This window comes from Microbulbifer jejuensis, from assembly GCF_047289955.1.
GTDB lineage: Bacteria > Pseudomonadota > Gammaproteobacteria > Pseudomonadales > Cellvibrionaceae > Microbulbifer.
The window spans coordinates 1-17,343 of record NZ_JBLBUB010000003.1 but is presented as its reverse complement, the minus strand read 5'-3'; the positions used below and the strand labels follow the sequence as shown (position 1 = coordinate 17,343).

Annotated in this window: 17 protein-coding genes; 16 read left to right on the top strand and 1 reads right to left on the bottom strand. The window is 55.2% G+C overall.

The window, feature by feature from the left end; all coding sequences use genetic code 11:
• The first annotated feature begins 11 nt into the window (after positions 1-11).
• The 3 genes from ACL7TT_RS02520 to ACL7TT_RS02510 all read left to right on the top strand — a co-directional run bounded on the left by ACL7TT_RS02520 (position 12) and on the right by ACL7TT_RS02510 (position 3,973).
• Positions 12-761, top strand: a complete 750-nt coding sequence (locus ACL7TT_RS02520) for an SDR family NAD(P)-dependent oxidoreductase (RefSeq protein ID WP_413392921.1) — start codon at positions 12-14, stop codon at positions 759-761.
• A 63-nt stretch (positions 762-824) separates the two neighbouring features.
• The gene (locus tag ACL7TT_RS02515) at positions 825-1,763 is read left to right on the top strand and encodes a sugar kinase (protein ID WP_413392919.1); all 939 of its coding nucleotides are present in this window, start codon (positions 825-827) and stop codon (positions 1,761-1,763) included.
• Positions 1,764-2,221: 458 nt separating this feature from the next.
• Positions 2,222-3,973 carry a polysaccharide lyase family 7 protein gene (locus tag ACL7TT_RS02510; RefSeq protein ID WP_413392917.1) on the top strand — a complete coding sequence of 584 codons (1,752 nt, stop codon included), beginning with the start codon at positions 2,222-2,224 and terminating at the stop codon, positions 3,971-3,973.
• Between the two features lie 123 nt (positions 3,974-4,096).
• On the opposite strand, the gene ACL7TT_RS02505 is transcribed toward ACL7TT_RS02510, so the two are convergent.
• Positions 4,097-4,378: a peptidylprolyl isomerase gene (locus ACL7TT_RS02505; RefSeq protein ID WP_413392915.1), complete on the bottom strand. Its 282-nt coding sequence runs from the start codon at positions 4,376-4,378 to the stop codon at positions 4,097-4,099.
• 197 nt (positions 4,379-4,575) lie between these two features.
• On the opposite strand from ACL7TT_RS02505, the gene ACL7TT_RS02500 reads away from it, so the two are divergent.
• The 13 genes from ACL7TT_RS02500 (at position 4,576) to lipA (ending at position 16,986) form a co-directional block, all read left to right on the top strand.
• Positions 4,576-5,151, top strand: a complete 576-nt coding sequence (locus ACL7TT_RS02500; RefSeq protein ID WP_413392913.1) for an LON peptidase substrate-binding domain-containing protein — start codon at positions 4,576-4,578, stop codon at positions 5,149-5,151.
• A gap of 103 nt (positions 5,152-5,254) precedes the next feature.
• The gene (locus ACL7TT_RS02495) at positions 5,255-6,532 is read left to right on the top strand and encodes a glutamate-5-semialdehyde dehydrogenase (protein WP_413392912.1); all 1,278 of its coding nucleotides are present in this window, start codon (positions 5,255-5,257) and stop codon (positions 6,530-6,532) included.
• A 39-nt stretch (positions 6,533-6,571) separates the two neighbouring features.
• Positions 6,572-7,258 carry a nicotinate-nucleotide adenylyltransferase gene (gene nadD / locus ACL7TT_RS02490; protein WP_413392910.1) on the top strand — a complete coding sequence of 229 codons (687 nt, stop codon included), beginning with the start codon at positions 6,572-6,574 and terminating at the stop codon, positions 7,256-7,258.
• Between the two features lie 14 nt (positions 7,259-7,272).
• Entirely contained in the window at positions 7,273-7,635 is a 363-nt protein-coding gene (gene rsfS / locus ACL7TT_RS02485) for a ribosome silencing factor (protein ID WP_413392908.1), read from the top strand.
• A 4-nt stretch (positions 7,636-7,639) separates the two neighbouring features.
• Positions 7,640-8,116, top strand: a complete 477-nt coding sequence (gene rlmH / locus ACL7TT_RS02480) for a 23S rRNA (pseudouridine(1915)-N(3))-methyltransferase RlmH (RefSeq protein ID WP_299947652.1) — start codon at positions 7,640-7,642, stop codon at positions 8,114-8,116.
• Positions 8,117-8,220: 104 nt separating this feature from the next.
• Positions 8,221-10,113, top strand: coding sequence for a penicillin-binding protein 2 (mrdA, locus tag ACL7TT_RS02475; protein WP_413392905.1), 1,893 nt, complete (start codon positions 8,221-8,223; stop codon positions 10,111-10,113).
• Positions 10,106-11,251: a rod shape-determining protein RodA gene (gene rodA, locus ACL7TT_RS02470; protein ID WP_413392903.1), complete on the top strand. Its 1,146-nt coding sequence runs from the start codon at positions 10,106-10,108 to the stop codon at positions 11,249-11,251. The genes mrdA and rodA overlap by 8 nt, the downstream gene beginning before the upstream one ends.
• A 44-nt stretch (positions 11,252-11,295) precedes the next feature.
• Positions 11,296-12,309: a lytic murein transglycosylase B gene (gene mltB / locus ACL7TT_RS02465; protein WP_413392902.1), complete on the top strand. Its 1,014-nt coding sequence runs from the start codon at positions 11,296-11,298 to the stop codon at positions 12,307-12,309.
• A gap of 256 nt (positions 12,310-12,565) precedes the next feature.
• Entirely contained in the window at positions 12,566-13,438 is an 873-nt protein-coding gene (locus tag ACL7TT_RS02460) for a septal ring lytic transglycosylase RlpA family protein (protein WP_413392900.1), read from the top strand.
• Positions 13,439-13,695: 257 nt separating this feature from the next.
• Positions 13,696-14,841, top strand: a complete 1,146-nt coding sequence (locus ACL7TT_RS02455) for a D-alanyl-D-alanine carboxypeptidase family protein (protein WP_413392898.1) — start codon at positions 13,696-13,698, stop codon at positions 14,839-14,841.
• A 168-nt stretch (positions 14,842-15,009) separates the two neighbouring features.
• Positions 15,010-15,291 (top strand): HP0495 family protein, encoded by a 282-nt coding sequence (locus ACL7TT_RS02450; RefSeq protein WP_413392896.1) that lies wholly within the window; start codon positions 15,010-15,012, stop codon positions 15,289-15,291.
• Positions 15,291-15,995 (top strand): lipoyl(octanoyl) transferase LipB, encoded by a 705-nt coding sequence (gene lipB, locus ACL7TT_RS02445; RefSeq protein WP_413392894.1) that lies wholly within the window; start codon positions 15,291-15,293, stop codon positions 15,993-15,995. Before ACL7TT_RS02450 ends, lipB begins: the two co-directional genes overlap by 1 nt.
• Entirely contained in the window at positions 15,988-16,986 is a 999-nt protein-coding gene (lipA, locus tag ACL7TT_RS02440; protein ID WP_413392892.1) for a lipoyl synthase, read from the top strand. The genes lipB and lipA overlap by 8 nt, the downstream gene beginning before the upstream one ends.
• Positions 16,987-17,343: the final 357 nt, after the last annotated feature.

The window sequence follows — 17,343 nt, the reverse complement described above, 5'->3', positions numbered from 1 at the left end:
TTGGAGTAGACATGAAATTGAACAACAAGGTAGCAATCGTCAGCGGCGGGGCTAGGGATATCGGCAAAGCGGTATCACTCAAGTTGGCAGCAGAAGGCGCAAAAGTAGTAATCAACTACTTCAGCAACAATCAGACTGCCGATGAAACTCTGGCAGAGATCAAGCAGGCTGGTGGTGAAGCGATCATCGTTCAAGGTGACATGACCAAGCAGACGGACGTTGCATGCCTGGTGGGAACTGCCCGTGAAACCTATGGACCTGACGTTGACATTCTTGTCAATGTTACCGGCGGCTTAGTTGAGCGTAGGATGATCACTGAGGTGGATGAAGACTTCTTCAGCAAGGTTATCGCCCTGAATCTGAACAGCACCTTCCTGCTGACCAAAGCGGTAGTACCGTATATGAACGGCGGAGCGATTATAAACCTGGCTTCTCAAGCTGGTCGAGACGGCGGCGGTCCTGGTGCTTCTGTTTACGCGACTTCCAAAGGTGCAGTGATGACCTTTACCCGCGCCATGGCGAAAGAATTGGGCCCGCAAAATATCCGTGTTAATGCGCTCTGCCCAGGTATGATCAGCACCACTTTCCACGATGTTTTCACCAAGGATGCCGTACGTGCAAACGTTGCCAGTGCAACGCCGCTAAAGCGTGAAGGCAAGGCGAGCGAAGTGGCAGATGCTGTCGCCTATCTGGCCTCTGACGAAGCCTCCTTTCTCACTGGTACCAATGTTGATATAAACGGCGGCCTGTTCTTTTCCTGATTTGTTCGCACGCGATTGAATCTGTGTAGAGGTAATGCTGTGGGTGCCAAAGCGGAAACTACCATGAAAAAAAAATTGGCAGTGCTCGGTGAGTGCATGCTGGAAATTAATCTGGGTGATAACGACCTGTCCATCACTAATAATTCACTGGATGCGAATCTGTTCTTTGGTGGGGATACGCTGAATACCGCACTCTATCTCTCTCGATTGGGTTTTCCGGTGGATTATGTCACCGCGGTGGGAGATGACCACTTGAGTGACTGGATGCTGCAGCAGTGGCGCAATGAGGGTATCGGATGCAATCTGATATTGCGAGAGACAGGTGCCACACCTGGTCTCTATCTGATTGAAACCGGTCCGCAGGGAGAACGGACTTTCCTGTACTGGCGGGATAACTCTCCGGCACGGCGTCTGTTCGATAACCCCAGCAATACCAAGGTGCTGTTTGCCAGATTGATGGAATTCAAAGCCATTTATCTGTCTGGCATCTCGTTGGGTATCTATTCCCCCTCTACCCGAAAGTGTCTGTTTGAATTCTTGGTGGAATTCCGCGCAGCAGGCGGTATGGTAATTTTCGATAGCAATTACCGGCCAACACTGTGGGGTAGTGATCTATTGGCCCGGCAAACCTACCTGCAGATGTATCGCCTGACAGATATTGCCTTGCCCACCTTGGAAGACGAGCAGGCGCTATTTGGCGATGCTGATGAAACAGCGGTACTTGACCGTTTGAAAAATCTCGGTATTCGAGAAATTGTGCTGAAAAAAGGTGGCGATGGTTGTGTTGTGAAAACCGATAAGCACAGCGAGTTCATTGCCGCCAATGAAGTAGTCCCGGTGGATACCACAGCCGCCGGTGACTCATTCAATGCCGGGTATCTGGCGCACCGCTTGAGCGGCAGACCTGTCACGAATGCGGCAAAAAGTGGTCACAATCTGGCAGCGCTGGTAATCCAGCATCGAGGAGCAATTATTCCTCGTGCCGTCATGCGTTTAAGTTAAGAAAATTATGCTTGGCAGGCTGCTGAAAAAGTCATTTCAACTCAATTGTCAGTCTGTATTCTATATGGTTGTAAATTAAAAATATATAAAATAAGGTATTTTTGAAACATTTTCCTTCAGGGTGAAAGCGAATTTCGGCTAAAATCAGGGTTTTTCAGCATCCTGTTAGATATGAATGATGCCAAGTAGTAGACTTCTATCCGGCTGCTCTGGCAGATTTCCTGATATTTGACGGAGAAAAATGCAGTCACTGATCAAAAAATCAGGCTTACAGAAATTATGAAAATAATTTTATCCGATTTTTCGTAGTTAAGAGTTTTCATATCACAGATTTTTAGTAACGGCTACAGATCGCGCTTTTACACTGCCGAAGTGTTTTGTAACCCTGCGCAGAAACCGAACAGCTGTGTTGTACCCGCTGTATATCATTTTATCCTAACTATAATAATGAGAGTTCAATGAAACGTTTAAAACCGCCTTTAGTGAAAATTATCAGTTTTGCCATCATTACCCTATTGAATATTTGCATGGCCAGCGCCAATGCTTCTCTGCAGAATCCGGGATTTGAAAACGATTGGGATGGTTGGTCTGATACTGACCCTTCCGCCATTTCCAGTGTTGCTTACATCGGCAACAAATCCGCCAAAATTGCTGGTAGCGGGGGCCGTATAGAGCAACAGGTCTCTGTAATTGCCGATACCAATTATCGCCTCAGCGCCTATGTAAAAGGCGCTGGTACCATTGGCGCGGTGGTTGGCGGCAGTACCCATAATGCCAGCATTAGCGATTCTGAATGGCGAAAGCTGGATGTGGAGTTCAATTCCGGCAACGCCCTGAGTATCACGGTGTTTGGCACCTACAATGGCGATGAAGGCCGCTTCGACAATTTTACCCTGGAAAACCTTGGCAGCTCAGGAGGTAGTCCAGGCAGCAACAGTTGCACCTCCGGAAGCAAACTGTCGATCATCTCTGCATCAGATGATGGAACTAGTGATGGTCACGACCCCGCTAATGTGATAGATGGCAGTTTTGCCAGTGAATCCCGCTGGTCTTCCGCCGGCGTCAAATGGATTACCATGGACTTAGGTTATGAGCAGGTCATAGAAGCGGTGGATATTGCCTGGTACAAGGGAGATCAACGAAGCAGCTTCTTCTCTATTGAAACCTCTTCTGACAATAGAAACTGGATGACGGTTTTGGGTAGTGGCCAATCTAGTGGCAGCAGTTCCGCTATGGAGCGTTACGAGGTATCGGATTCTACCGCACGGTATGTACGCCTGACTGGTATCGGTAACACTGCGAATAACTGGAACAGTATTCTGGAATTCGATGTGATCGGATGTGGTGAGGATGTCGAAGATGATCTGAACCCATCACTCCCTCCGTCCGGTAATTTCGAATTGGTCGATTGGTATCTCAGCGTGCCTTCCGACAATGATGGCAGCGGTACCGCTGACTCCATCAAGGAATCAGAGCTGAGCGCGGGCTACGAGAACAACAGTTATTTCTATACCGCCAGTGACGGGGGTATGGTATTCCGTTGTCCGATTGCCGGATATAAAACCTCCAATAACACTGCTTATACCCGGACGGAACTACGAGAGATGTTGCGCCGCGGCAACACCAACATTAGCACGAAAGGTGTGAATGAAAACAACTGGGTATTCGGTAGTGCACCCGCTTCCGCTCGCAATGCCGCCGGTGGTGTTGATGGTGTCTTGCGTGCGACTCTGGCCGTGAATCACGTCACTAGCACCGGTAGTAGCAGCCAAGTGGGTCGGGTTATCATCGGCCAGATCCATGCCAATGACGACGAACCGCTACGCCTTTACTACCGTAAACTGCCGGGCAACAGCCTGGGTTCCATCTACATTGCACACCAGCCTGAAGGTGGCAACGATATCTGGTACGAAATAATCGGCAGCCGTTCGAACAGCGCCTTAAATCCATCAGACGGTATTGCCTTGAATGAAATATTCAGCTACAAGGTTGAGGTAGTCGGCAACACCCTTACCGTGACCATCTCTAGGGAAGGTAAGGCGGATGTGGCCAAGACTGTAGACATGAGCAGCTCTGGTTATGATGTCAGCGGCCAATACCAGTACTTTAAAGTCGGTGTTTACAACCAGAACAACACCGGCGATAACAATGACTATGTTCAGGCGACCTTTTACGTGCTGGATAATAGCCACGATGGCTATATTCATTGATCTGAGTCTCGCCAAGGCAGTCGGAGAAAGCTGACCCATTAAGCTATTGCCAGCCAGTTAATTCAACCGACTGGCAATAGGATTGTGATCGGGCTTTTTATGCACAGGTTTATCCGCTGGGCATCAATCCTCGCGGCTGGTAATTTCCAGCAGGTGATAACCAAACTGGGTTTTCACCGGGCCGTGCACCTTATGCAATTCTTCGGAAAAGACCACCTTGTCGAATTCCGCGACCATCACGCCCTTGCTGAATTCGCCCAGATCGCCTCCGGTACGGCCGGACGGACACTGTGAGTGCGCTTTGGCCATTTCGCCAAACTCGGCCCCGTTTTCGATTTCCTGCTTCAGCTGCTGGCACTTTGTTTCGTTCTCCACCAGAATATGACGGGCTGTCGCTGTGGGCATAAATTGTCTCCATCTAATGCATTGACCGCAGCAGCTTACTGGGTGTAGGCGGCATTTGCCACCGGTAATACCCGCAATAAACCCCAAGTCTGGTCGCATCTTTGCCGAGTGGCGCTATAACGCCATTTCTGCCGGGCGGCGGGCGTGTACGCAGTGGTATCTTTAGTGAAGACAACAAAATACGGCGAGTGACCCCAGTGCAACAGATACCTCTTTTTCCCTTGAGTGTGGCCCTGTATCCCGGAGTTACCCTGCCTCTGCGTATCTTCGAACAGCGCTACCTGCATCTGGTGAGTGAAGCCCTGAAGGCCGATAGCGGATTTGGTGTAGTGCTTATTCGCTCCGGTGGCGAAGTGGGGCTTGCCTCGGTGTGGCCGCTGGGTGTCTATGTGCATATTGTCGACTGGGGCCAGGGGGAGGAGGGGCTATTGCATGTACAGGTGGTGGGCCGGCGCCGCTTTCGCATTACCCATACCGACAGAGCTGAAGACGATCTGCTGCTGGGGGATGTGGAATGGCTGCCGGAAGCGACGCCGAAACCCATACCCGCCGACTGCGATGGCTTGCTCGCTGTGCTCAACGAACTGAAAGAGCGCGCCAAAATACTGTCGCTGAAGTTCGACCAGGTGGATTCAGCCGATGCCCTGTCCTGGCAGCTGGCGCAATTGCTGCCGCTGGAAGACAAGGCGCGGGTGGAACTGCTGGCTCTGGAGGACCCCTTGGCGCGCCTGGCCAATATCGCCGACAATCTGGACCGGTGGACCCAGAAGTGACCGGTTGTGGACATATTTCCCGGAGTAGGCTGGGTTTGGTCATTCAAACCCTACCCCACTGGGGTATACTGCGCGGCCGACCGGATTCTGCACGGAGCGCCAAGTGACCCCCACCGACACTGCTGACCAAATCCGTACTCAACTCGGGCAGATGGGCCATGCTGCGCGCGCCGCGGCGCGGTTGATGGCCAGGGCCAATACTGCGGCCAAGAACCGTGCGCTCAGGGAGGTCGCTACCCAGATGGAAGCGCAGCGGGCGCAACTGATCGAAGCCAATATCCGGGATATGCAGGCGGGGCGTGGGCAGGGTCTGGACGCTGCACTGCTCGACCGCCTGGAACTGGATAACACCCGTATCGACGATATGATTGCGGGGTTGCTACAGGTCGCGGATCTGCCTGATCCGGTGGGGGAAGTCGAGCATCTGCGCTATCGCCCCAGTGGTATCCAGGTGGGTAGAATGCGTGTGCCACTGGGGGTGGTGGGAATTATTTACGAGTCCCGTCCCAATGTGACCATAGACGCTGCCAGCCTCTGCCTGAAGTCCGGTAATGCGACTATTTTGCGCGGTGGAAGTGAGGCGCTGCACTCCAATCAGGCCATTGCCGCTTGTATTGCCGCTGGATTACGCGCGTCGGATTTGCCGGAGACAGCCGTACAGGTAGTGGGGACCAGCGATCGCGCTGCAGTGAGCGCTTTGATTACCATGCCGGAATATCTGGATGTGATTGTGCCCCGCGGTGGCACCGGCCTGATTGAGCGTGTCAGCCGCGAGGCCAGTGTGCCGGTGATCAAGCACTTGCACGGGGTGTGCCATGTTTATATCGATGACCGTGCGGACCCGCAAAAGGCCTTCGACATTGCCCTCAATGCCAAAACCCGCCGCTACGGCGTGTGTAATGCGATGGAAACCCTGCTGGTTGCGGAGGGGATTGCCGCAGAGATACTGCCGCGTTTGGCCGCGGCCTATGAGTCCAAAGGTGTCGAACTACGCGGTTGTGAGCGCACTCGCAAGATACTGCCGCGATGCCTGGCAGCCGTGGAAGCGGACTGGGCTGAGGAGTACCTGGCGCCGTTACTGTCGATCCGGGTGGTGGCGGATATGGATGCGGCGATGGCCCATATCGCCCGGTACGGCTCCGGCCACACGGAGGCCATAGTGAGCGAGGACTACAGCCGCAGCCGGCGTTTCCTCACGGAGGTGGACTCCAGTTCGGTGATGGCCAATGCCTCCACCGGTTTCGCCGATGGCTTTGAATACGGCCTGGGGGCGGAAATCGGTATTAGCACTGATAAAATCCACGCCCGCGGCCCGGTGGGGCTGGAAGGGCTCACCTCACGAAAATGGATCGTGCTGGGAGACGGGCACATACGGCAATAGAGGCTGTTTCGGTGTAATCATCTGGCGCAAGAGGTAATTTTGGCGACCAAACGGCAGAGTATCGCCCTGTTCGGCGGCACCTTCGATCCGGTACATTTCGGCCACCTGCGTATGGCGCTGGAGCTGCGTCAGGCTTTGGGGTTCGATGAAATGCGCATACTGCCAAGCCACCAGCCGCGCCACCGCGAAAGCCCGGGGGTGTCTCCCGGTCAACGCTGCCAGATGTTGGTGCTGGCACTGGCAGGTTGTGACGAGTTGCAACTGGATGAACGGGAATTGCGGCGGGGGGGGGTCACTTATACTGTGGATACCCTGGAGGAATTGCGTGCAGCGCTGGGCCCTGAGGTGTCAATCAGTTTCTGTATGGGGCTGGATTCCCTGCTCAGCCTGCACCACTGGCACCGCTGGCAGAGCCTGTTGGCGCTGGCGCACCTGGTGGCGGTGACCCGGCCGGGTTGGAGCCCGCCCCAGCGGGGAAAAGAGGGCGATAACCCCCAGCTGATCGATTTGCTTGAGCGTCATCGCGGAACAATCGCCGATTTGCACGGGGAGCCCTGCGGGCGCCTGGTGGTGCGCGAACAGAGCCTGTTGCCTATCTCTTCCACTCACATTCGCCAATTGCTCGGCAGCGGCCAGTCACCCCGTTACCTGCTGCCGGCTGCGGTGCTGCAATATATTGAAGACCATCAACTTTACAGAAAACAGAATACCGCTGGCGACCGGTAAAACATTAAGGTGTTATGACAAATATTAAAGAAATCGCGTTCAACGCACTGGAAGACCTGAAAGGCAAAGATATCGTTGCCCTGGATGTTTCCGAATTGTCTGATGTAATGGACAGTTTGCTGATCTGTACCGGTACCTCCAGTCGCCAGGTGAAATCCCTTGCGGAAAATGTCGTGGACGAATTGAAGAAACAAGGCGTGCGACCCATTGGCGTGGAAGGGAAAGAACAGGGTGAATGGGTGCTGGTGGACTATGGGGATTTGGTGGTACATGTGATGCTGGAGGATCTGCGTGGCTTTTACGACCTGGAAAAACTCTGGTCGATAACGCCGAATACGCGCGAGGGAGCGGACGGCAGCGACCCCCATAGGGGCTGAGACCGTGAAAATCCGCATTCTCGCCGCCGGGGGGAAAATGCCCGCTTGGGTGCAGGAGGGCTACACTGAGTACGCCAAACGCTTGCCCCGTGAAATTTTCCTGGAGATGGTGGAAATCCCTCTGGGGCAACGCGGCCAGAAAAACGCCATGGCACTGATCGACAAGGCCCGGAGAAAGGAGGGGGCGGCGATGCTCTCTGCGCTCGGTCCCCGGGACCATGTCGTGGCGCTGGATGTGAAGGGCAAACCCTGGAGTACGGAGCAGCTCTCGCGGCAATTGCGTGCATGGCAACTGCTGGGGGAAAGTGTCTGTCTGCTGGTCGGCGGCCCCGACGGTCTCTCTGGGGATTGCCTGGACGCGGCCAGGCAGCGGTGGTCCCTGTCTCCACTGACTCTGCCACATCCGCTGGTGCGTGTGGTTTTGGCCGAGCAGATTTATCGTGCCTGGACACTATTGGTGGGACATCCCTACCACAAATGACGGAGACAATGGCCAGCCGGTGTTGTCTGTTCACTTGTGCCCTGTGGTAATGTAATTCACTTAGAGCTTTCCAGCGCCAGTCAAAACCGTTCAAAAAAGCCCAAATGCCTCACGACCATCGCCTCAAGGACCCCTATACCGAGCTGCGGCTTTTCCACAACCGCATGCTGGTGGCTATCGCCGGTGTTATTGTGCTGCTGGGGGTTTTGGTTGCGCGCTTTTACAACCTTCAGATCGTCAATTACGAAGACTATCGCACCCAGTCCGATGAAAATCGTATCCAGGTGCGCCCGGTAGCCCCTACCCGGGGGTTGATATACGATCGCAACGGCATCCTGCTTGCGGATAACCGTGCCAGCTACAACCTCTCCATTGTGCGCGAGCGTGTACGGGATCTGGATGCGACCCTGGAATTGATCGGTCATCTTATTCACCTTGAAGACAGTGATGTGGCCAAGTTTCGCAAGCGCATGAAGCGCAGGCGACCCTTTGAGCCGGTACCCCTGCGCTTTCGCCTGAGTGAAGATGAAATTGCACACATCAGTGTGAACCAATTCCGTATGCCCGGTGTTTCAGTTGAGGCGGAACTGGTGCGTTACTATCCACTGGGAGAGCTGTTCGCCCACAGTGTCGGCTATGTGGGGCGCATCAGTGAGCGCGATTTAAATAATTTCACCCAGGAGGACGTGCGGCGCTACCGAGGTACCCGCAGTATCGGCAAGGTGGGACTGGAGCGCAGTTACGAGCAGCGCCTGCTCGGGGAAGTGGGCTATGAGAATGTCGAGATCAATGCGCGCGGCCGGGTACTGCGGGTGCTGGAGCGCGAAGATCCCAAACCGGGTGTTGGCCTTACCCTGTACCTGGATGCGCGCCTGCAACAGGTGGCCTCCGCTGCCCTCGGTGATCGCCGCGGTGCTGTGGTCGCCATTGATGTCAATACCGGTGGTGTACTGGCCTTTGTGAGCAAGCCGTCTTTCGACCCCAATCTGTTTGTCACCGGCATCAGTTTTGTCGACTACCGCAACCTCAGTGACTCCCTCGATGTCCCCCTGTTTAATCGCGTCGTACAGGGCCAGTATCCCCCGGGTTCGACCCTGAAGCCCGTGATGGGTCTCGGTGCCCTTGAGGCCGGGATTATTTCCCGGGAGACCAAAATCAAGGATCCGGGTTTCTACAAACTACCCAACGACCCGCGTATCTACCGAGACCATATCCGCTGGGGGCATGGCGACAAAGTGGATTTGGTACAGGCCATGGCACAGAGTTGCGATGTGTTCTTCTGGGATATGGCGCACCGTTGGGATATTGACGATATGCACACTATTGCCTCCCATTTCGGGCTCGGCGCCAAGACCGGCATTGATCTGCCGACAGAGCGTGCTGGTCTTTTTCCTTCGCGGCACTGGAAGCGCAACGCGCGGGGAGTGCCCTGGTTCCCCGGCGATAGCCTGAATGCGGTGCTGGGGCAGGGTTTCGTGCTGGCCACACCGCTGCAACTGGCGGTGATGACCGCGACCATCGCCAATCGCGGCACCCACTACCGGCCTCAAATGGTAAAGACCATCAACGGCACAGTGCAGCCGCCGGAGAGGCTGCACAACCTGGAAGCACACCCGAACCACTGGGATTTGGTGTTTGAGGGCATGGAGGCTGTGGTCAATCGCAGCGACGGTACCGGCAAGCGCGCCGGTGAGGGCCTGGATTTTCGCGTTGCCGGTAAATCCGGTACCGCCCAGGTGGTGGGTATCGCTCAGGGTGCGCAATATGATTCTGAGGCACTGCTGGAGCGCCACCGGGATCACGCGCTGTTTGTTGCCTTTGCCCCAGTGGACAAACCCCGCATTGCAGTGGCGATTCTGGTGGAAAATGGGGAAGCCGGCGGCAAGGTGGCTGCACCGGTGGCCCAAATGCTGTTTGCCGAATGGATGTCACGTCCGTACCCACCCGTTGAGACCGCCCGGGATACAGGGTTGACTGGGAGGGCGGGCAATGGCTAATCGCGACTACTCGCACCGACTGTCCGATATGGACAGCAGCCTCAGAAAACCGGTGAGCCTCGCCCGTCGACTGCACCTCGATGTGCCGCTGCTGGTGCTGTTGTTGATGTTGGCATGTGTTGGCTTGGGGGTGCTCTACAGCGCTTCTGGCGGCGACATCAATTATGTACAGCGCCAGTCGGTTTTTATGTGCCTGGCGTTTTTAGGTATGTTTATTGTTGCGCAGATTCCCCTGGACTTTTACCGGCGTTGGTCGATCTGGGCCTATCTGGGCGGCTGCACCCTGTTGTTGGGGGTGTTGCTTTTTGGAACCGGTGCCAAGGGTGCCCAGCGCTGGCTGGAGATAGGCGGCTTTCGCTTCCAACCTTCTGAGATGATGAAGCTGGGGGTGCCGATGATGGTTGCTGCCTTCCTGCACCAGCGCGCACAGCCCCCTACGCTCGCGGCGGTTTGCGGAGCTTTAGTCATCGTGGCGGTACCGGCTGCGCTGATCGTGCGCCAGCCGGATCTGGGCACTGCCATTTTGATCGCCGCTTCCGGTCTGTTTGCATTGTATCTGGCAGGGCTTAGCTGGAAGATGATCGGTGCCGCGGTCGCAGCGCTCATGGCGTCCACCTGGCCTATCTGGCAGTGGGGCCTGAGGGACTACCAGCGCCAGCGCATCCTGACGCTGCTCAACCCCCACGACGACCGTTTTGGTGCCGGCTGGAATATTTTTAACTCTAAAGCCGCTATTGGTTCTGGAGGGGTGTACGGTAAAGGCTACCTGCAAGGCACCCAATCACAGTTGGATTTTCTGCCAGAGAGCCATACTGACTTTATTATTGCGGTTCTGGCGGAGGAGTGGGGCATGCGCGGCGTGCTTTTACTGCTACTACTTTACGTTTTGGTGATCGCACGCGGTATCTATATTAGCTTTATGGCACAGTACTTGTTCGGGCGACTATTGGCGGGGAGTATAACGCTCACTTTTTTTGTCTATGTATTTGTAAACATTGGTATGGTTACAGGTCTGCTGCCAATAGTGGGCGTACCCCTGCCGATGATCAGCTATGGGGGGACTTCACTGATTACCCTGATGGCGGGATTCGGTATCCTCATGGCTGTAGGGACAGAGCGGCGCAGGGTCCACTTCTAGTGGGCATCGTTCAGCTGATCGATAACCGGATATAGAGATGCGTGATGAAGACAGGAGCGTTGGTTTTGAAGTGGACCTCTGGACTATTGTTTGGTGTGGGGCTGGCCCTCGCTGCCTGCGCGCAGGAGCCTGGTCACGGTGACAATGCGAATGCGCAGAAGTTTGTCGAGTATATGGTGGAAGAGCACCAGTTTGATCGCGAAGAGCTACAGGAACTGATGCGCCAAGCCAAGCGCAAGGACTCCATTCTCAGAGCCATCCAGCGCCCAGCGGAAAGAGCCAAGCCCTGGTACCAATACCGAAAGATGTTTTTGACGCCACAGAGCATCGCCGGTGGCGTCGACTTCTGGGACAACAATGCTGAAGTCCTGGCCGAAGCGGAAAAAAAGTACGGTGTGCCGGCAGAAATCATCGTCGCCATTATCGGTATTGAAACCCGCTATGGCGGCAATATGGGCGGTCATCGCGTACTGGATGCGCTCTCTACCCTGGCTTTTAACTATCCGCGTCGTTCCGCCTTCTTTAGTAAAGAGCTGGAACACTATTTGCTGCTTACCCGGGATCAGGGTATAGACCCTTTGACATTGAAGGGTTCCTATGCCGGTGCCATGGGTTACGGCCAGTTTATGCCCTCAAGCTACCGCGCTTACGCAGTGGACTTCAGTGATGACGGCAAGGTGGATATTTGGAATAACACCCAGGATGCCATCGGCAGCGTGGCCAATTATCTCGCCCAGCACGGTTGGAAGCCCGGCGAGCCCGTTGCCGTTTTGTCAAGCCCGCGTCCCAACGCAGATATGACCATTGTTAACAATACCCTGCAACCCAAGTGGACCGTGGGGGAGTTGGCGGAAAAGGGTTTCACCGCCACCAGCCAGGTGTCACCGGAAATGCCTGCCACTATCTTCTCCCTGCAGACAGAGCGGGGCAAACAGTACTGGCTGGGGCTCAATAATTTTTCCACCATTACCAGCTATAATCGCAGCCGCCTCTACGCCATGGCGGTCAACGAACTGGCCCAGGAGATTGTCAAGGCGCGTGGCGGGAGGCCCTATTGATCGGGCAATACAATGGGTTTTTTCTCGTTTATTGATTCGCCGTTCTCGAACGGCGGGTACAACTTCGGGGAGTTGCCCGTATCTCACGGGCCCGCAACCCATCAATAAGGCGACAGTACGGCTTTGAACCGGCAATTACAGCCAGCCTTGAGAAACCATTGGTTCTGGCTGCAGTCGAAGTTTTTTCATTTCATCAGACAATTTCAGCCAACGGCGTCTTGGAGACGGCAACCCTTTGTTGCCGTGCGGGGGAATTATGGTTCAGTGCAATGCGCGGTTTGGGGTGTTACTTGCCGCTGTGTTTTTGGCGTCCTGTGGGGGGCCGCAGACTCATCCTGGCCCGCGTGCAAAGCCCGCTGGCAGTATTCGTGACAGTGGTCCGCCAACGCCCGTGAGTATGCTGGCCACTCCGGACCCGGCGCCGGTCCGGGAGCCCATCGGCCCCGCCGGGAATAAGACCCCCTACCGCGTCAACGGTGTGACTTATCATGTGCGCGATGCAGTTAAAGGTTATAAAGAGCGCGGCAGAGCCTCCTGGTACGGCACCAAGTTCCATGGTCGCAATACCGCCAATGGTGAGATCTACAACATGTACGCCATCTCTGCCGCACATAAAACCCTGCCTCTGCCCAGCTATGCCAAAGTGACCAATCTGGATAACGGGCGCAGTATTATTGTGCGGGTCAATGATCGCGGTCCCTTTGTGCAGGGGCGCATTATTGACCTCAGTTATACCGCTGCCCAGAAGTTGGGATATGTGGAGCAGGGGGTAGCCCGTGTGGAAGTGGAGTCGCTGGACCCTGCGGTATTGCCGCCGGTAACCGAGGTGCTGCTGACCGGTGATGGGCTGGCGGGCCCAGATGGTTTGGCACAGGATACCCGCGTTAAGCTGCCCGAGAATACCTTTTTACAGGTAGGGGCATACAGTCATTTTGCCCAGGCGGAAGCGGTAAGGGCCCAGCTTGCCGATGCAATTGATTACCCTGTTTCAGTCAGCCCGGTAGAGCGGGATGGCAAGGTGCTTTACCGGGTCCGTATTGGCCCTATTACCCAGCAGCGGGCGCTCGCCACTGTGCGGGAAACCGTAGAGCAAAAGCAGCTGGGGCAGCCCCAGGTAGTGTATGAATAAGACCATCGCAGCGGTTGTCGGAGCGGGCGGATGGTTTCTGCGAAAAATACCTGGCAACCAGTGACTGAAGTAAGGTTTGACGGTCATTTGGATCGCCGTTCACAAAATACTGCGCATTGGCGCGAATTTTCTTGTATTTTGTCAGCATACAGTGGCTTGCGGTATGGGGTGCCCCCCAGAACTGCCGACTAATCTATTAAAATACATAATGGGTTAACAGCCAGCCAATGAACACGAGGATTAATGAGACTCCCCCTATGATCATACGAATTATCGCCTGTTCTTTCCTATTGTTGTGTGCGGGCCTGGTTCAGGCGCAATCTCTTATCCCAGCCCCGCCACAATTGACTGCAAACTCTTACCTGCTGCTGGATGCCAATACCGGCCAGGTTCTGGTGGAGCACGAAGCCGACAAACAGATTCCCCCCGCCAGTCTCACCAAGATGATGACCGTCTATATCGTTTCTGAGGAAATACACAAAGGCAGCGTCAAAGAAGGCGATATGGTGCGTATCTCCGAGAAAGCCTGGCGCAAGGGCGGTTCAAAAATGTTTGTCAAAGTCGGCGACCAGGTGCCTGTGATAGACCTGATGCGCGGGGTCATCATCCAGTCCGGTAACGATGCCAGTATCGCTCTGGCCGAACATGTGTCCGGCAGTGAAGAGGTGTTTGCGGAGGTGATGAACCAGCAGGCAGAGCTTCTGGGTATGGAGAATACCCACTTCCTCAATTCCACCGGGTGGCCGGAGGAAGGGCACCTGACCACTGCCCGTGACCTGGGTGTTCTGGCCCGTGCCCTGATTGCCGACCACCCGGAGCACTACGATATTTATTCCGAGAAGTATTTCAATTACTCGGGGATCAACCAACCTAACCGCAACCGCCTGTTGTGGCGCGACGCCTCGGTAGACGGCATTAAAACCGGTCACACAGAAGAGGCGGGCTATTGCCTGGTGGCCTCTGCAATGAAGCGCGGCATGCGCCTGATAGCCATAGTGGTGGGGACCGATAGCGATGAAAAGCGCGCCTCTGAGACCCAAAAACTGTTGGCTTATGGCTTCCGCTACTACCAGACCCACAAAGTCTATGGCCAGGGCGAGGTTTTGCAGACCGAGCGCGTTTGGGGTGGCAAGAAGCCTCGCGTGGGTATTGCGGTTGAGAAGGATGTTTTCGTCACCATCCCCCGTGGTGGCGAGGAGGGGATCAAAGCAGATCTGATTGTGGATGGCGAGCTGGAGGCTCCGATCCAGAAGGGCCAGCCGGTGGGCAAGGTTGTGGTGATTCTGGATGGTGAGACCGTTGCCGAAGTCAAAGCCGTCACCGGAGACGATGTAGAGCGTGCCGGTATCTTCAAACGCCTGTGGGATACCATCAAGCGCTTTGTGATCGGCTTCTTCAATTAAGTCGCACTTGCAGGCGGGTTTTCCGGGCGGGCATTGTTCCGCCCTGCCCACTGCTTAAAGCCCGCACCCTCTCTGCAGCTCCCTGTCCACTGCGCATCAGCCGCTGTATAATCGCCGCCCGGCTGTGTCCTAGCTTTCCCTTACCTGACACCGGCCCCGGAGAGAGGTATGAACCAGAACCCCAGCCAGCAACCTCCAAAGATACAATTTCCCTGTGAAGACTACATGGTCAAGGTTGTGCGCGACGCCGATGAAAAAGCGCACCGATTTGTATTGGAAGTGATGCGTCGCCACGCTCCGGAACTGGACGAGGGCCGCATTACCCTGCGCGACAGCAGCACTGGCAAGTTCACTTCCATGACCTTTTACATTCTCGCCACCGGTGAAGAGCAGCTCAGAGCGCTGTTTGAGGAGCTCAAAAAGCACCCTTCGGTACATATGGTGCTCTGATGACCACTGTCCGCAACCTTGCCCGGCGGGATTACGAAACTGTCTGGCGCGCTATGTCCCGTTATACCGATCTCCGCAACGCAAGCAGTGCAGATGAGATCTGGTGCGTGGAGCACGAGCCTGTTTTTACCCAAGGGCAGGCGGGCAGGGCGGAACACCTGCTCAACACCGGAGATATTCCTGTTGTGCAGGTGGACCGCGGTGGCCAGGTGACATACCACGGCCCCGGCCAACTGGTGGTTTATCCACTATTGGATTTGCGCCGGGCAAAAATCGGCGTGCGCGAACTGGTATCGGCGTTGGAGATTGCCACTGTAGCCATGCTGGGAGCATTTGGCATCGCAGCGTCGCCACGCGCCGATGCACCAGGCGTCTATCTGGCTGAAGGCCCGCGCGCGGGCAATAAAATCGCCTCTATTGGGTTGCGTGTGCGTCGCGGCTGCAGTTTCCACGGCATCGCCATTAACATCGACATGGATCTGGCGCCTTTCCTCCGTATCAACCCCTGTGGTTACGCCGGATTGCAGATGGTGCAGATGGCCGAGTTGCTCCAGCGGGCACCCAGTTGTCACCAGGTGGCAGAGGTCTTTATACGCGAATTGCTGCATACCCTGAAGCTGTCCGCTGCTCAGTGGCAGCCGTTGGACGACACCGTGTTTACTCGACTGAGCATCAAAAAACAGCAGGAAATAAACAATGGCTAACAAACCCGATCTGGTGCCGGTCAAACGCACCCGCCGCCTTCAACAGGGGGAAAAACTGCGCGATGGTGACAAGGTGGAGCGTATCCCGGTCAAGGTGATTGCCAGCGATACGATCCTGCGCAAACCGGACTGGATTCGTGTAAAGGTGCCCGCTTCAAAAGAGGTGGACCGTATCAAGGGAATTCTGCGTTCGCAAAAACTCTCCACCGTTTGTGAAGAGGCCAGCTGCCCCAACCTGGGCGAATGTTTCAGCGGTGGCACTGCAACTTTTATGATCATGGGTGAAATTTGTACCCGTCGCTGCCCTTTCTGTGATGTGGGGCACGGCAAGCCTAATCCCCTGGACCCGCAAGAACCCGCAAACCTTGCCCGGGCCATTGCAGCCATGGGGCTGCGCTACGTGGTGATTACCTCGGTGGATCGCGATGATCTGCGCGATGGTGGGGCCCAGCACTTCGCCGACTGTATCCGCCAGTCCCGGGCGCTTTCGCCGAATCTGCAGGTGGAAATTCTCACTCCTGACTTTCGCGGGCGGATGGCGGTGGCTCTGGAAATTCTTGGGGAGGAGGCGCCCGATGTGTTCAACCACAATCTGGAGACTGTGCCGCGCCTGTACCGCGAATCCCGTCCCGGCGCCAATTTCAAATGGTCCCTGAAGCTGCTGCAGGAATACAAACAATGTCGCCCGGATGTGCTGACCAAATCCGGTCTGATGGTGGGCCTCGGTGAGGAAAAGGAAGAGATCTTTCAGGTGATGGATGTTATGCGTGAGCATGATATCGACATGCTCACCATCGGCCAATACCTACAACCCAGTAAGCAACACCTCCCGGTGCAGCGTTACGTGCATCCAGACGAGTTTGAAGAGTACCGCCGCTATGCCGAGCAAATCGGCTTCAAGCATGCTGCCTGCGGTCCCTTGGTGCGGTCTTCATACCATGCGGATAAGCAGACCCAGGGGGAGAAACATGTGAATTACAATCCAAATTAGTCTTTCAAATCGATAGATTGTATTCACATCGAAAAGTGTACTGGGTACTCAGGGAGGGGGGCGGTGCATGATTCATTGTGGATTTTTCTGCCGACAACGAAGTACCGGCGTGGTCTCGTGGTGTCAGCAGATCGAAGCTGCCCGTCGGGCTTTTTATGGTTTTGGATGTATAGCCATTTTTGCGGTTGGGCTTGACCTCGCCGACGAGGTGCTCGGTAGTGTTCAGAATTCTGTGTCATTTCTTTATCATTAGCAAAAAAGAGATGACCTATGACTAAACATACTTTCGATATGGATGCTGCTATCAAGGCGCTGCGTGAGGGCAAAGACCTCAGCGGCAAAGATGGCATCCTGACG

Excerpts from the sequence above, each read along its gene's own strand:
- ACL7TT_RS02520 (WP_413392921.1), top strand. The coding sequence starts at position 12 with ATGAAATTGAACAACAAGGTAGCAATCGTCAGCGGCGGGGCTAGGGAT.
- ACL7TT_RS02515 (WP_413392919.1), top strand. The coding sequence starts at position 825 with ATGAAAAAAAAATTGGCAGTGCTCGGTGAGTGCATGCTGGAAATTAAT.
- ACL7TT_RS02510 (WP_413392917.1), top strand. The coding sequence starts at position 2,222 with ATGAAACGTTTAAAACCGCCTTTAGTGAAAATTATCAGTTTTGCCATC.
- ACL7TT_RS02505 (WP_413392915.1), bottom strand. The coding sequence starts at position 4,378 with ATGCCCACAGCGACAGCCCGTCATATTCTGGTGGAGAACGAAACAAAG.
- rsfS (WP_413392908.1), top strand. The coding sequence starts at position 7,273 with ATGACAAATATTAAAGAAATCGCGTTCAACGCACTGGAAGACCTGAAA.
- mrdA (WP_413392905.1), top strand. The coding sequence starts at position 8,221 with ATGCCTCACGACCATCGCCTCAAGGACCCCTATACCGAGCTGCGGCTT.
- rodA (WP_413392903.1), top strand. The coding sequence starts at position 10,106 with ATGGCTAATCGCGACTACTCGCACCGACTGTCCGATATGGACAGCAGC.
- mltB (WP_413392902.1), top strand. The coding sequence starts at position 11,296 with ATGAAGACAGGAGCGTTGGTTTTGAAGTGGACCTCTGGACTATTGTTT.
- ACL7TT_RS02460 (WP_413392900.1), top strand. The coding sequence starts at position 12,566 with ATGGTTCAGTGCAATGCGCGGTTTGGGGTGTTACTTGCCGCTGTGTTT.
- ACL7TT_RS02455 (WP_413392898.1), top strand. The coding sequence starts at position 13,696 with ATGATCATACGAATTATCGCCTGTTCTTTCCTATTGTTGTGTGCGGGC.
- ACL7TT_RS02450 (WP_413392896.1), top strand. The coding sequence starts at position 15,010 with ATGAACCAGAACCCCAGCCAGCAACCTCCAAAGATACAATTTCCCTGT.
- lipB (WP_413392894.1), top strand. The coding sequence starts at position 15,291 with ATGACCACTGTCCGCAACCTTGCCCGGCGGGATTACGAAACTGTCTGG.
- lipA (WP_413392892.1), top strand. The coding sequence starts at position 15,988 with ATGGCTAACAAACCCGATCTGGTGCCGGTCAAACGCACCCGCCGCCTT.